This is a genomic window from Pseudomonas wenzhouensis (assembly GCF_021029445.1).
Taxonomy (GTDB): domain Bacteria; phylum Pseudomonadota; class Gammaproteobacteria; order Pseudomonadales; family Pseudomonadaceae; genus Aquipseudomonas; species Aquipseudomonas wenzhouensis.
Window position 1 is genome coordinate 3,665,608 of record NZ_CP072610.1, and the last position, 14,871, is coordinate 3,680,478.

At 58.7% G+C, this 14,871-nt stretch carries 9 protein-coding genes; 2 read left to right on the forward strand and 7 right to left on the reverse strand.

Going from position 1 to position 14,871, the window contains the following annotated elements; translation table 11 throughout:
* Positions 1-2: 2 nt before the first annotated feature.
* From trfA to J7655_RS16985, 6 genes are all read right to left on the reverse strand, one after another.
* Positions 3-878, reverse strand: a complete 876-nt coding sequence (trfA, locus tag J7655_RS16960; protein WP_230925437.1) for a plasmid replication initiator TrfA — start codon at positions 876-878, stop codon at positions 3-5.
* Between the two features lie 1,050 nt (positions 879-1,928).
* A complete protein-coding gene (locus J7655_RS16965; protein ID WP_230925438.1) occupies positions 1,929-4,673 on the reverse strand; it encodes a winged helix-turn-helix domain-containing protein in 2,745 nt (914 codons plus the stop codon).
* 223 nt (positions 4,674-4,896) lie between these two features.
* Entirely contained in the window at positions 4,897-6,321 is a 1,425-nt protein-coding gene (locus J7655_RS16970; RefSeq protein WP_230925439.1) for an IS1182 family transposase, read from the reverse strand.
* Between the two features lie 114 nt (positions 6,322-6,435).
* Entirely contained in the window at positions 6,436-7,803 is a 1,368-nt protein-coding gene (locus J7655_RS16975) for a DUF1329 domain-containing protein (protein ID WP_230925440.1), read from the reverse strand.
* 32 nt (positions 7,804-7,835) lie between these two features.
* The gene (locus J7655_RS16980; protein ID WP_230925441.1) at positions 7,836-9,836 is read right to left on the reverse strand and encodes a DUF1302 domain-containing protein; all 2,001 of its coding nucleotides are present in this window, start codon (positions 9,834-9,836) and stop codon (positions 7,836-7,838) included.
* Between the two features lie 217 nt (positions 9,837-10,053).
* The gene (locus J7655_RS16985; protein WP_230925442.1) at positions 10,054-11,736 is read right to left on the reverse strand and encodes a fatty acid--CoA ligase; all 1,683 of its coding nucleotides are present in this window, start codon (positions 11,734-11,736) and stop codon (positions 10,054-10,056) included.
* Positions 11,737-11,927: 191 nt separating this feature from the next.
* On the opposite strand from J7655_RS16985, the gene J7655_RS16990 reads away from it, so the two are divergent.
* Positions 11,928-13,103 carry a thiolase family protein gene (locus J7655_RS16990; RefSeq protein ID WP_230925443.1) on the forward strand — a complete coding sequence of 392 codons (1,176 nt, stop codon included), beginning with the start codon at positions 11,928-11,930 and terminating at the stop codon, positions 13,101-13,103.
* 45 nt (positions 13,104-13,148) lie between these two features.
* Here the strand turns inward: J7655_RS16990 and J7655_RS16995 are convergent, their stop codons facing one another.
* Positions 13,149-13,778: a LysE family translocator gene (locus tag J7655_RS16995; protein WP_230925444.1), complete on the reverse strand. Its 630-nt coding sequence runs from the start codon at positions 13,776-13,778 to the stop codon at positions 13,149-13,151.
* A 79-nt stretch (positions 13,779-13,857) separates the two neighbouring features.
* Here J7655_RS16995 and J7655_RS17000 point away from each other — a divergent pair, with 79 nt between their 5' ends.
* A complete protein-coding gene (locus J7655_RS17000; RefSeq protein WP_230925445.1) occupies positions 13,858-14,823 on the forward strand; it encodes a 2-hydroxyacid dehydrogenase in 966 nt (321 codons plus the stop codon).
* Positions 14,824-14,871 lie beyond the last annotated feature (48 nt).

The following is a 14,871-nucleotide window of genomic DNA, read 5'->3' on the forward strand; positions in this document are numbered from 1 at the left end:
ACTCATGCGGGAGAACGCCTACGCTTTGCAAGATGCCGCTGCTGGCTTGCGCTTGGGGTTCGCTGAACCATGACACGCTGGCCGCTTAGCTCCCATGACATCAAGGCGCTGACTGAAACCAAGTCGTCCAGCGCTTTTATCAACTGCCTTTTGAAACTTCCGGGGTGCGAATTTGTACTGCCGCTCAGCCTCTGAATAGTTTCAATAGTCATCGGAAACGGCTGGGCATGGCTGCAAAACCATCCGTGCAGCCACTGCGCAAGTGGCTTACGTCGTAACATCTGCCTCTGAGCCCAATCAATCTGCGTCCAGCCTGTCATATAAATGGCTTCCAGCAGTGGTTCCAATTCAAGAGAGTACGTTCGACTAATACCGTTCCGCTTCCCTTTTAACATTGCTCCGAATGCTTCATCCGGTCCAAACTTCAGCTCAACACAGGCTGCTGCAAGCCGAATAAATGACTCTTTTAACCAGCAACGATCACTCGACCCAGTTGATCTGCGCAGCGACTTTAAAATCTGAATTTCACTAAGCACCACACGGTTACCAGTCCGATATTTCCTCGCCAAATGAATCAGTGTCTCCCAAACATCCAAATCGGACTGATCAAGTTGCCGGCCAGTGAATCGAATTTCCAAACCGTCGATAGATGCCAAAATCGCCCTATCCAGTACCTGACGATCTTTCCCTTGTATGGCAGCAAATAAAGACCCACGAACTAGAGCATTTGGAACTCCACGAGCCGACTCTGGCCATAGAGGAAGCTGTACATATAGCGCCCCAGGAACACACGCGGTTGTATCAGCGTTGTCGCCAGATATTTTTGCAACCCGAAGTGCTAGCTTACTAAGCGACGTGGAAGGAACGTGGCTTGTCACTATTAAGCCTCAATAGGCCCATTGCGTTGTGACGAGCGTAACTTCTGCCGTTTGACTTGTTCGGCCTTTGTCGGTCTACCCGGCTTAGTATTCGCAACGATGAGAGCTCCCGCCGCATTACCAGCAGCACTGACCATCACATGATCTGCCAACCAGAACTCGACATCCTCTCTACGCCAAAGAAGACGCTTGGTGCCCGGAAGGCGGCAGATCGGAGGCAATGACTGCGGGTTGCGTGTAACGTCACTGCGAATACTTGAAACGGACTTGTGAAGGTAACTGGATAGTTCCTCGACAGTTAGCAGAACACTCATCTGACCTCCTAATAGCACGCCCTTTACGACATGCCTGTGCACTTATTGAATGCACTCAGGTTCCAGGGATCAGTGAATGGTTAGAAGGTTGAAGATTACTGATTATTTTACCTTGACAACCGCACAACATTGATTAGCAACGCAATATATTGAGTACACGGCGCAAAGCACTGCATCACAAATGGTATGTATTAACTACTCACGAATTGCGCTCAGCCAAGGCTTACGTTGAGTTCGCCAGCCTGGCTACGACCCAGAAGACAGGACCAACCATCGAGCGCATCCCTTGCGACGCAGCCTACACGGCATTACTGAATGGGTAGCAGGTATTGAATGCTCGGGCGCGGCCGGGAACCCACTAGCATCTGAGCATATTGATGTGGCCTCCATGGAAAGGAACCATCGGCACAAATTTGGCACAGTAAGCATGCAAAATACTGCAACCATGCGCCTAACTATGCAAACAACTGCAACACCACAAGCATATGAAATTTAAGGAATTTTTAATAAAAACCCTTAAATTTCATAACCCTAGCCCACCACCACTTATTGCAGTTGCACTGCAAGGGGCCGACGGGAAAGGTTTCACGGATCAAGGCGGGGCGTTCGGTGGTAGTCATCAGAAGACCTCATAACGAAATGATCAGCAGTTTACCCTGTCATGGCTGCAATGCTGGCCAGCCCCGGAAGCATGCTGAACACCTGAATGTGGGATGCTTACAGCCGCACTGCAGCCTCAGTGCAACAGGCCAAGCGCCTTGGCGCGTGCCACGGCCTGAGTGCGGCGCTCGACGTCGAGCTTGCTGTTGATGTGCCGCGCATGGGTCTTGACCGTATGCAGGGAGATGAACAGGCGTTCGCTGATCTGCTGGTTCGAGTAGCCACGGGCGATTAGCTGCAAAACTGCCAGCTCACGCGTACTGAGTTTTTCGCTCGGCGCTCCTGCCTCGAGTTCAGGTGACTCCGCGACCGGCTGATCCTGTGGCAGTGCAGCGAGCAGGCTATCCCGAACCGGACATGAAACGCTCCGCGCCAGCAGGCTCTCTCGTAGCCACTGCGGCTGGTGCTGCAGCAACTCGACGAAAGGCAGCAGCGCGCCCCCCTGAGCCAGATCCAGACAGCTGTCGAGCAACTCACGGGCCTCTCGCTCACGGCCAGTCTGCTTAAGCAACTGCGCGAGCTGAGCCTGCGCCATCAGCCCCACCAGTTGCCCTCCCAGCCCGTGGGCTCGCTGCTGCAACGCCCGCAGGCGGCGCTCGGCCTGCTCCAGCCCGCCGGTCAGGCGCTCCAGAGCCGCCAGTTGCAAGTCGATGTGCAATGCCAGTTGCGGGTGAAACTCGGGAGCCAGGGCACGCCCTTGTTCGCCATAGGTTTCCGCCAGTTGCGGTAGCCAGGCGGCGGCCAGTTCAACCTGGCCCTGGCGTAACCACAACTCGCACTTCATCAAGGTGATCATCGCCAAGTAATAAATCGCCGGCACATCCCAGATATGCATCAGCCGCTCGGCCTCACCGAGCAGGGCAAATGCCTCGGCAGAGCGGCCTTCACGGCCTTCCAGGCTAGCGAGCACGCAGTAACCGATCAATGCCGCGACATCGCGACAGCCTCTGGCTTCAGCAACCCCGGCGCGCACCTGTTCGGCGGCTTGAGGCTGCAGTCGCAGGCTGAGCAGATAGCCCTCGTAAATGGTCAGGCGTGCCCGTACCGAGTAATGCCGCTGGGCTGGCAGACGCTGCGCCAGCAGCAAGCCCTGGTGCACCTCATCCTGCGCCCGCGCTATTTCGCTGCGAGCCTGCAACACCCGAGCGCGTTCATAGTGCGCCAGGGCCTCGAACAGTGGATTACCGATACGCTGCGCCAACTCCAGGGCGTCACGATTGAGCCCGCGTGCGCGCCAGAGATCCCCCCGCACCATGGCCAGATTGGACAGGGTGGACAGGCACATGAAATGGGGGCCGTAACGTTCCACAGGCAAGCATGCAAGCGCCTCGCTGCACTGCTGCTCGGCACGCTCGCCATCACCACGGCCACGCGCGATGACACCATCGAGCGCCTGCCACTGGGCCAGCATGCTGCGCTGGGTCGTGGCATCGGCCGCCGGCAGGAATCGCCCGAGCTGACCGAGCAACTCCTGCGCAGCATCAAGCTGACAGGCCAGTGCCAGCGCCCAGCCGTAGATCATGATCAAACGTGGCGTGCTGGCCAGCAAATCGTCCGGCAGATTGGTTTTCCAGCGCAGCAGCATGGCAATGTTCTGCTCGGCCAGCATCTGCTCTTCGGAGAGGTTCTGCACCAGGCTGGCGGCCACATCCACCTGCCCCGCCAGCAGCGCCTGTTCGATGGCATCGTCGAGCATGCCCTGCGCCGCGAACCAGCGACAGGCTCGCAGGTGAGCATGGCCACGGGAATGACTCAGACGCTCAGCCGGACGGGCATTGAGCAGGTCGGAAAACAGGTGGTGGTAACGGAACCAGTGGCCATGCTCGTCGAGCGGCACCAGAAAGACCTGATTGGCCTGCAACTGTCGGATGATCGCGGCACTGTCATGGCTGTCCCGCACGGCATCGCACAGCTCAGCGCAAAAGCGTTCCAGGCAGGCGGTATCGTAAAGAAAGTGCTGCACATCAGCGGGCTGACGCTCGATGACCTCCTCAAGCAGGTATTCACGAATCAGCCCGTCACCACCGTACAACCGCAGCCCATCGCCAGCGTCCCTGTGCTCTTCGAGCGCCAGCAACCAGAGGCGCAAACCGGCAATCCAGCCCTCGCTGCGCTGCAGAATGCCGATGGCCTGCTGCCGCTCCAGGCACGCGCCCTGACTCACCAGCAGGGCATCGAGCTCGGCAGCCGTGAGGCGCAGATCCTGCTCGTTCAACTCGAGCAATTGCCGTGACAGGCGCAAACGGGCCAGATGCCAGTCAGGACGCTGGCGGCTGGTGACCAATAGCAATACACCAGGCGGCAGATGATTGAGGAAGAATTGCAGGCAGCGATCGAGCACCGGCCCCTGCGCCAGGTGATAGTCATCCAGCACCAGCAACAGCGGCTGGCCATCGTCAAGCCGTTGAGTGAGTTCATCGAGCAAACCGTCGAGCCATTGCTCGAAGGCGAAGGGCTGGTGACGCTGGCGCATTTTCAGCAGGCTGAGAGCATCCTCGCCCAAACCTGGATGAAACTGCTGCAAGCCCTGCAGCAAACGCTCGAGAAAACGCCCCGGATCATGGTCGCGTTCGCTGAGCCCGAGCCAGAGGCTGTGCCAGTGATCGGGTAAGCGCTCACAAAATTCGATAGCCAGTGAACTCTTGCCAAACCCTGCCGGAGCGCTAACCAGTAACAGGCGCCCCTGCAGTCCCTCTTCGAGACGCTCGCACAGCCGGGGGCGTGGTACATGCCCCTCAGGCAGCGGAGGACGATAGAAACGCGCTTCCAACGGCGTGGCCGGCGTAAAAGGGCAACCTGGCGAGCGAGAAAGGTCTGTCATCAGCCTGTTCTTGAAAATCTTCTGTCTGCATCGGCGGGTTCTGGCTGAACCCAGACTAACGAGTTGTTACGGGCATTTGAAGCACCCGCTACAGTCCGTAACGAAAAAGCCGGCACAAGCAGGCTGTGTGAAAACGCTCTGAACTTAACCGGTTCAATACAAACGCCTCGATTGATTCGGGGCGTTTGTGTTTTTACTGGTGCAATGATGCAAAGTGCAGCGCTCAGGTCAGCAGCTCGATCATGCGGCGTGCCCCGAGTACCGAAATAGCACGTTTGAGGTTGTAGGCTTGTACGGCCATCGCCATCTCAGCTCTCACCCCGCTGAAATGGCGCACTAGAAAACGACCGTTGCCCAGAATCCATTGTTTGAGATTGCCAAAAGGGTGCTCGATGATTGCTCGTCGCCGTCCCATCATCTCAGGGTGAGTTTCGAGTCGTTTCTCCATCCGCGCGAACGCCTCTTCGTTGGGATGGCGGCTGATATGACGCCGTTGGGCCTGTGTGCACTTGGCTTTTAATGGGCAGTTCCCGCAGTCCTCGGCACGGGCTGCGTAAAGGCGAGTGCCACGATTGAGCTGTTTGAGCGACAGGGTCTTACCCGCAGGACATTGGAAACTGTCGGTCGCAGGATCGTAAGTGAAGTCCTGACGCACAAACAGCGTGCCGCCGCCCTGATTGTTGGGCGCGCGATTCACGGGGACGAAAGCCGTAATGCCCGCTTCTTCGCAGGCCTGAAACTGCGCCCCGTTGGAATAACCTGCATCAGCCGTGACGGTCAGCTCAGGCTGCTGCAGAACCGCCTGAGTCGCTTTGGCCATCGGCTCCAACTGCTGGTTGTCGGTGCAGTCATTGGTCACTTCGTGATGCACGATCAGGCCATGCTCGGCATCGACAGCGCTCTGCACGTTGTAGGCCACGCAAGGGCTCTTGCCTGAGCAGCGCATCTTCTTGGCATCCGCTTCGCCTTCGACGAACTGTTCCAGGCCCTGCGCCTCCATCAGCGCTTTTACGGTCAAGTTATCGGCATGGCGATCCTGTAGCTGGCGTAGCGCCTGTTTCACCGCTGCCCGGTCAATCGTCTCTTGCGCGTCTTGTGCATCACCCTCATCAAGCTGGGCCAGGTACTGGGCAATGTGTTTTTCCAGCTTCGCTTGTTGACGCTTGAGCTTCTCCACGCTCACGTGCTTGCGCAGCGAAGCTACCGCTTGGAACTTGCTGCCATCGATGGCCACCAGCTCCCCACTGATCAAGCTCGCCTGGCGACAGAACTGGACGAAAGCCTTGCAAGTCGCCTGAAAGGCCATGCTGTTGTCTTTGCGAAAATCCGCGATGGTCTTGAAGTCCGGCGCCAGACGACCCAGCAACCACATCACCTCGATATTGCGCTGGCACTCCGCCTCCAATCGACGAGAGGAGCGAATGCGCTGGAAGTAGCCATATAGGTATAGCTTGAGCAAATCAGCTGGATCGTAGCCAGGGCGCCCAGTCTTGAGCGGCTCAGCCTTGCTGAACCCCAGTACCTTCAGATCCAGACGAGCCACATAGGCCTCGATGACTCGAACTAGATGATCCTCAGGAACCAGCTCTTCCAATGTCGGCGGAAACAGGCTGCTTTGTTGCCGACCTTCACCTTGGATATAGCCCATAAACGACAATGCCCCTATCGACCGATAGAGGCATTGTCTTCACCTTGCACTCAGACTGCTAGGTTTTCACACAGTCTGACAAGGCCGGCTTCATCGTGTTGCACGGGACAGGTTTTAGCGAACGCCGGCCTGACGCAGAGCAGCCGGAGTGTAGTCGCTGCTGGATGCCTTGTAGTTGAAGTCGTAGGCCTGTTTCTCCTCGTTCTTCATACCCAGGGCCAGGTAGCGACCGGACAGCAGGTCGTACAGAGTCTCCACGGTGTACCACGGCACTTGCTTGTCGTAGTAGTACTGGGCATGCGCCTCAGCTACGCGCCACAGGGTGCCACGGCCGTCGTAGTGGTCGATCAGAGCGGCTTGCCAGGTGTCCTCATCGATGTAGAAGTCACGCTTGCCATAGATGTGACGCTCGCCCGACTTCAGGGTCGCGGTCACGTGCCATACACGGTGCAGCTCGTAACGAGTCAGGTCCTGGTTGATGTGGCCAGCCTTGACGATATCGGAGTACTTCAGGCTGGGCGAATCGAGCTTGTAGGCGTTGTAGGGGATATAGATCTCCTTCTTGCCTTCCAGTTTCCAGTCGTAACGATCCGGCGCACCGTTGAACATGTCGAAGTTGTCGGAAGTACGCAGACCATCAGCGGCGGTACCCGGGCCATCGTAAGACACCTGCGGAGCACGACGCACGCGACGTTGACCGGCGTTGTACAGCCACGCCAGACGCGGCTCCTTCACCTGGTTGAGGGTTTCGTGCACCAGCAGCACGTTACCAGCCAGGCGAGACGGAGCAGTTACGCGCTGCTTGAAGTAGAACAGGACGTTGCTTTCCTTGCTCGCATCGAAGTCGGTCAGCGCATCACGGAAGGTGAACTCGTCCTGGAAGTAGACCAGCGAGTAGGAACCGTTCGGCTGCGGAGTCGCCTGAGTTACCAGGCGACGCACGCTACCACCACGGTAACGGGTGATGTGGTTCCAGATTGCTTCCAGGCCGTTCTGCGGAATCGGGAAGGGGTTGGCGGTCTGGAAGTTCTCCAGGCCGTTACCACCCTCTACCATCCTGGTGTTCACCGCGTTCTGCTTGGTCGCCTCCAGCACCGCAGCCGGCAGGCTGGCGGAGCGGTGAGTTGGGTAGACCGGCATCTTGTAGCTTTCTGGGTAGCGCTTGAACATCGCCAGCTGGCCGGGGGTCAGCTTGTCCTTGTACTGGTCGACGTTCTGCGCAGTGATGGTGAACAGCGGCTGTTCGTTGGCGAACGGATCGGCCAGGAAGCCTCGCGGATCGACCGCGCCGGCGTTGGCTGGCAGACCACCGGTCCAAGCAGGGATCGACCCATCGGCATTACCTGCCATTTCGGCACCGACCGGAGTCAGAGTACTGCCCAACTTCGCAGCTTCGTCAGGCGACACTGCCGCCATCACGCCGGTCGCCAGCAGAGACAGGGTCAGGACACCGCTTTGCCACAGTTTTTTTGTTGTTTTCATTTGCATCATGATTCCTCGAAATTCCTGGCCGCTTAGAAGCTCATACCGAAGCTGAGCGCAACGAAGTCACGGTCATCAATGGTGGAATACTTGCCATCAAAGAAGTTGGTGTAGGACAGACTGGCGGTGTAGGTGTTCTGATAATCCGCATCCAGTCCGAGGCTGATAGCTTTACGGCCTTCTTCGAAGTTAGCCCCTGGGCCGGGCGAATAACCTTCTACGTCATGTGACCAAGCTACGCTCGGACGCAGGTTCACACCTGCCAAAGCATTGGGATAATCCCAGATGGCACGAGCGCGGTAACCCCAAGAGTTGGCAGTGGTAAAGCCATCCTTATCACATGCCTTGCCGAGCATGCTGGCCGAGCTCCGACCGCCACCGGTACTGGCGTTCACAGGTCCGCACATATCACCCGCAGTGCCATAGATCGGATCGCGACCGTAGCGGATATCATCTTTGCTCTCCAAGCCACCGACATGGGTCCAACCTACTTCACCCACCAGGGTCAAGCGCGATGCCCCCATGACCTGATCAAAGAAATGCGTGAATGTAGTTTGAATCTGCGTGATTTCCTTACGCTTGTAGCCATGAAGCAGACCGTCAGCGTCCGGACCGAGCGGAGACACCGCCGCATAAGGCGTACTATTGGTCCCACCCAGAGCGACCGGTAGGTTGAAGTTGATACCCCGCAGTCCGGCATAGAGCACATCAGTGGAGTTCAACTGCACCGGTGCATTAGGCCGATAGCTGATCTCGCCACTCCAGGCTGTTCCGGTTGGCAACGTTGTGGAGAAGCTCAAACCATAGAGTTTGATGTCTTCAGGATACTCTATGAAATAACCGCCGTTGGCTGCATAAGCCAGGGCGCCGACATTTGCAGCGCTAGCGCCAGCTTGCCCCGCTGCGGCCACCGGGCCTAAGCCACCACCGGTTAGTGCCGCATAGGTCTGGTCAAAGGTACCTTGAACCAATGCATCGATGGAACGCAAAGAAGAAGCACTCTGGCCTTTACCACTGAAAATAGGTGCCCGACTATGGTAGTTCATGAAGTAAGCGCCAAACTCTGTGTCCAACGGCTCGAACATATACCGGAAGGCAAGTCCCCACTGACCGTCATCTCGCGCATCCTTATCGCCATAGCGCGGAACAACCACCCCTTCAGAAGTAGAAGAAACCAGCGCCGCATTGCCGCCCAACAACGTATTAAGATTTGTCAGACTGCCGTTGATTTGAGCCAGTTGAGCCGGTGACAGAGATGCTAGGACGTTAAGGTTCTGGTCACATCCATCGGCGACGATATCAGCCTGGGAAAAGAACGTTCCGCAGTTATCCACCACGGTCTGATCCCACTCAAGCTGATAGAAGGCCTCCATGGAAAGGTTGTCTGTCAGGCTCTGGGCGATATAGAACATGTTGACCGGAATTAAGCCCTCTTTGATCTCAGCACCAGGGCGACGAAAGGCAGCCACATCAACGGGGTTGATGGCGTTGATACCGTTCTGAATAAAGGTACTTTCGCCCCAACTAACGACCTGTTTGCCCAAGCGCACCGAACCAGGCTGATTGCCGATGGCGTAGTTGTGATAGACGAATGCGTCGAGGATTTCACCGCCGGAAGACTTTGCCCCCTCCTTGCGGTTGCTATCGCTGATGTCCTTGAACTCACGCCCCTCGTCCTTCAATTCGAAGTCGTACCAATACTTGCCGCGCACGAACACTCCGGTATCGCCATAGCGCAATTCCAGATCGTGGATACCCTTAAAGATCTTCGAGAAGGTTTCACCACGTTTGAAGTTGAGGTGACCATCATCGGAGGTCTGGGAGAGACCGCGACCGCCGTTGTTCACGCCAATCAGGTCCTTATTAGGCTTTGAAGTCGACCAGCTAGCACCGACCGACAGCGACGAGTCGAACTGCCCTTCGATTTCACCGATATTGAAAGTGACGCCGAATGCCGGAGCGGCAAGGGTGGAAGCGAGGCTGACGGCCAGCGGCAGTTTTGCCAAGCGCCAGTAGGGTGTTGTTTTTGTCATCGACGCTACTCCATGTGTTTTTTGTTATGGATGCTTTGACTATAGCCAGCAGGTGGTACTGCTTGATCCCTCGAAAGTGTGATTTGCAGCCCCCAGACACTCTGGCGCGCAGGTTTCAGACCCTGCACCCAGTCAAGCATGGACGGGAAACAGCAATTAGCAAGCCAAACGCTTGTTTGACTGACCAGTCACTTTAACCAGCCAGTCAACTCGCACCTCACAGCGTGGACAGGAACGCGCTGCCAGCCTCCTGCCACTGGGCGATTTCGACGCGGATGCGCTTCTTGTCCAGTTTCCCGACACTGGTCTTGGGAATTTCAGTAACAAGGGCGATCTGCGTGGGAATCGCCCACTTGTTGATATGACCCTGCTCGACGAAAGGCTTGAGGTGCTCCTTCAGCCCCCTGGCATCCAGCCCCTGCTCTTCGCGCAGCACCAGCAGTGCGAACGGACGTTCGCCCCATTGCGGATCAGGCACCCCCACCACCGCCACTTCGCGCACTGCCGGGTGGCGGCTAATCAGGTCTTCCAGCTCCAGCGACGAAATCCATTCCCCCCCGGTCTTGATCACATCCTTGATACGGTCACGAATCTCGATGAAGCCCATACCATCGATGGTTGCCACATCGCCGGTGTGCAGCCAACCGTGCGCCCAGAGTTCTTCGCCCTTCTCCGCCTCACGGAAATAGCCCTGGGTCAGCCAGGGTGCACGCAACACCAGCTCACCCTGCGCCTCGCCGTCGCTCGGCAGCAGCTTACCGTCGGCGTCCATGATCGCGGCCTCGACCAGCGGCACCGGAATACCGGCCTTGATCCGGTAAGTGGTGCGCTCGTCCTCGCTACCCGCGCGCAGTTCCTCGTTGAGGTAGGCACAGGAGATCAGCGGACAGGTCTCGGACATGCCATAAGCCGCCGTCAATTGAATACCCCGCTCTTTCGCCGTTTCGTACAGCGAGCGATTGAGCGCGCTGCCGCCAATGATCATCTTCATGCCGCCGAAGTCATGGCCCTGCGCACCTGGCGCGCCCAGCACCATCTGCAGAATGGTCGGCACGCAGTGGGAGAAGGTGACCTTTTCCTCCTTGATCAGACGGCAAAGCAGATCCGGCTCATAGCGACCGGGATACACCTGCTTGACCCCGAGCATGGTGGCCACGTAAGGCACGCCCCAGGCATGCACGTGGAACATGGGCGTGATCGGCATGTAGACATCGTCGTTGCCGAGCAGGCGGATGCTGTCCAGGCCGCCCATGGTGGTCGCCATGGACATCGTGTGCAGCACCAGTTGCCGATGCGTGAAGTACACGCCCTTGGGATTACCGGTGGTGCCGGTGGTATAGAAGGTAGTGGCCACCGAGTTTTCGTCGAAATCGGCGAAGTCGTAGTGCGAATCGGCCGTCGCTAGCAGGCTCTCGTACTCGCCGACGAGGTTCGGCAACTCGGCGCTCCTGTCCTCGCCATCGGTCAGCAGCAAGGTCTTCTCGACCGTGGTCAGTTGCCCGGCAATGCCGTTGTACAGCGGCACGAACTCGCTGTTGACCAGCACGAAGCGATCCTCGGCGTGGTTCATGGTGTAGAGGATCTGATCCGGCGACAGGCGAATGTTGATGGTGTGCAGTACCGCGCCAAGCATGGGAATGGCGAACATGCACTCGAGATAACGGTGGCTGTCCCAGTCCATGACCGCCACGGTATCGCCGGCCTTGACCCCCGCCTCGCTGAGCACATTGGCCAGACGGGCGACACGCTCGTTGAAGGTGGCATAGCTGTAGCGCAGCTTGTCGCGATAGACGATTTCGCGGGTTTTCTCGTAACGACTGCCAGATAACAGCAGGCGCTTGATCAGCAACGGATAGGCATGAGCATTTTCGGCGGGAGGAATCAGTCGGGTTTGCAGCATGAAATCACCTTGAGGCACGCGAGGAATGGTTATGCGGTGACTCTAGAGGGGCTCGCGCAGCGCTAAATCAGCCCAAAGAATGATTTGCCATGTGACCCTATGACCACTTTTAGTCACAGGTTAGAATCAAGCCAACCTGCCAGTCCTGAAAAAGACTGTATCCCACGACATTTTCAATTCGAGGTAGCAACATGTCCGATATCGTCATCGTCAGCGGTGCACGCACCCCCATGGGCGGTTTCCAGGGCAGCCTGGCCAGCGTGCCGGCTGTCGAACTGGGTGCCGCCGCCATCCGTGAAGCCGTCAACCGTGCCGGTATCGAGCCGGCCGACGTGCAGGAAGTGATCATGGGCTGCGTGCTGCCCGCCGGCCTCAAACAAGGCCCGGCCCGTCAGGCATCGCTCAATGCCGGCCTGCCCGCCGCCACGGGCTGCACCACCATCAACAAGCTGTGTGGCTCGGGCATGAAGGCGGTCATGATGGCTTTCGACTCGCTTAAAGCCGGCTGCAATCAGGTGATGATCGCCGGCGGCATGGAAAGCATGTCCAACGCGCCTTATGTGCTGGAAAAAGCCCGTACCGGCCTGCGCATGGGCCATGGCGAGATCAAGGATCATATGTTCCTCGATGGCCTGGAAGACGCGCGCACTGGTCGCCTGATGGGCTCTTTCGCTCAAGAGACTGCCGATAAATACGGCATCACCCGCGAGGAAATGGACGCCTATGCCATCGAATCGCTACGTCGCGCGCAGGCGGCGATCAAGGATGGTTCCCTGGACGCCGAAATCGTCCCGATCACCGTTACTTCGCGCAAGGGCGAAGTGGTGGTCAAGGATGACGAACAGCCGCTGACGGCCAACCTGGACAAGATCCCGACACTCAAGCCCGCTTTCAAGAAAGACGGCACCATCACCGCCGCCAACGCCAGCTCGATCTCCGACGGCGCCAGCGCACTGCTATTGATGACTGCTGATGAAGCCGCCAAGCGCGGTCTCAAGCCCCTGGCCAAGGTGGTTGCCCATGCGACCCAGAGTCAGGACCCGAGCGAGTTCACCCTGGCCCCCATCGGTGCCATGAGCAACCTGCTGAAGAAGACCGGCTGGAGCAAAGACGAAGTCGATCTGTTCGAGATCAACGAAGCCTTCGCCATGGTGACCATGCTGGCCATACGCGAACACGGCCTGGATCACGCCAAGGTCAACGTCTTCGGCGGTGCCTGCGCCCAGGGTCACCCGGTCGGCTCTACCGGCTCGCGGATCATCCTCACCCTGATCAACGCCCTGCAGATAAAAGGTGGCAAACGCGGTATCGCCTCGCTGTGCATCGGCGGCGGCGAAGCGACAGCAGTGGCCATCGAACTGCTGTAAACCAGCCCATCACCAAAGAGCCCCGCAGTTGCGGGGCTCTTTCGTTTAGCGCATTTCGCTCAGCGCCAGCTTCACACCAATCCCCACCAGCACTGCGCCCATCAGCCGGTCGAACCAGTGGCCCATGCGGGCGAAACCGGCGCGCACGCGCTGCTGGCTGAACAGCCAGGCCACCAGGCAGAACCAGAACGCCGTCGCCAATGCCAGATAGAGGCCATAACCGGCCTGCACCGCCACTGGCGTATGCGGGTTGATCACCACGGTGAACAGCGACAGGAAGAACAGCGTCGCCTTGGGGTTCAGGCCGTTGGTGATGAACCCCGTGACGAAAGCCCCACGACCGCTACGCGCACCTGCCGCCAGACTCAACTCGGCGCTGGCCGGGTCAGCCGGGCGCGCGCGCAGCGCCTTGATGCCGATGTACAGCAGGTAAGCCGCTGCCAGCCACTTCAAGGCATTGAACAGCACGATGGACTGCGACACGATCAGGCCGATACCGAGCAACGAATAAGTGACGTGCACCAGAATCCCGCTGCCCACCCCCAACGCCGTGAACACCCCGGCACGGCGACCGAAGCCAACGCTCTCACGCACGACGATGGCGAAATCCGGCCCCGGACTGGCCACTGCCAGCAGATGAATCAGGGCAACGGTGAGAAATTCACTCCAGTACATGGCGGCTCCGCATCGACGATGAAGGTCTGGTAGGCTCGCCAATCTACTCCTGCGATCTTCCTGCGAAAAGGTACAGCTGATGAGCAACAGCCCACGCGCCGTCTTCCTCGACCACGCCTCCCTCGACCTGGGTGACCTCGATATGCAACCGCTGCATCAGGCCTTCGCCGAGCTGACCCTGCACGCGCATACGCGTCCGGATCAGGTCGCCGAACGCCTGCAGGGCGCTCAGGTTGCCATCAGCAACAAGGTACCGCTGGACGCCGCCACCTTCGCCGCCTGCCCCGAGCTGAAGCTGGTGCTGGTGTCCGCCACCGGCACCAACAATATCGACCTCAAAGCCGCCAGCGCCCACGGTGTGACCGTGTGCAACTGCCAGGGCTACGGCACGCCATCAGTGGCACAACACACCTTGATGTTGCTGCTGGCACTGGCCACGCGCCTGCCCGATTACCAGCGCGACATCGCCGCAGGACGCTGGCAACAAGCCAGTCAGTTCTGTCTGCTCGACCACCCCATCGTCGAGCTGGAAGGCAAGACCCTGGGCATGCTCGGCCATGGCGAACTGGGCGGCGCCGTTGCCCGCCTGGCCGAAGCCTTCGGCATGCGCGTGCTGCTCGGCCAGTTGCCCGGCCGCCCGGCGCGCGCCGATCGCCTGCCGCTGCACGAACTGTTGCCACAGGTCGATGCCCTGACCCTGCACTGCCCGCTCAACGAGCAGACGCGCAACATGATCGGTGCGCAGGAACTGGCGCTGATGAAGTCGCGCGCCTTCCTGATCAATACCGCACGCGGCGGTCTGGTCGATGAACAGGCATTAGCCGATGCCTTGCGCAGCAGCCATCTGGGCGGTGCGGCAACCGACGTACTGACTCAGGAGCCACCGAAAGATGGCAACCCGCTACTGGACGCTGACATCCCGCGTCTGATCATCACCCCACACAGCGCCTGGGGCAGCCAGGAAGCTCGCCAGCGCATCGTCGGGCAGATGGTCGAGAACGCAGCCGGCTTCTTCGCCGGTGCGCCGCTGCGAGTCGTCGGGTAAGCTGCGCAGCTTTTCAGGAAGCGGCGGGCCGGCGCTGCGCTTTGGTAG

What these genes read in the sequence shown, in the direction of transcription:
- J7655_RS16975 (WP_230925440.1), bottom strand. Translation starts at nt 7,803, where the DNA reads ATGAAAACAACAAAAAAACTGTGGCAAAGCGGTGTCCTGACCCTGTCT.
- J7655_RS16970 (WP_230925439.1), bottom strand. Translation starts at nt 6,321, where the DNA reads ATGGGCTATATCCAAGGTGAAGGTCGGCAACAAAGCAGCCTGTTTCCG.
- J7655_RS16985 (WP_230925442.1), bottom strand. Translation starts at nt 11,736, where the DNA reads ATGCTGCAAACCCGACTGATTCCTCCCGCCGAAAATGCTCATGCCTAT.
- J7655_RS16980 (WP_230925441.1), bottom strand. Translation starts at nt 9,836, where the DNA reads ATGACAAAAACAACACCCTACTGGCGCTTGGCAAAACTGCCGCTGGCC.
- J7655_RS16990 (WP_230925443.1), top strand. Translation starts at nt 11,928, where the DNA reads ATGTCCGATATCGTCATCGTCAGCGGTGCACGCACCCCCATGGGCGGT.
- J7655_RS16995 (WP_230925444.1), bottom strand. Translation starts at nt 13,778, where the DNA reads ATGTACTGGAGTGAATTTCTCACCGTTGCCCTGATTCATCTGCTGGCA.
- J7655_RS16965 (WP_230925438.1), bottom strand. Translation starts at nt 4,673, where the DNA reads ATGACAGACCTTTCTCGCTCGCCAGGTTGCCCTTTTACGCCGGCCACG.
- J7655_RS17000 (WP_230925445.1), top strand. Translation starts at nt 13,858, where the DNA reads ATGAGCAACAGCCCACGCGCCGTCTTCCTCGACCACGCCTCCCTCGAC.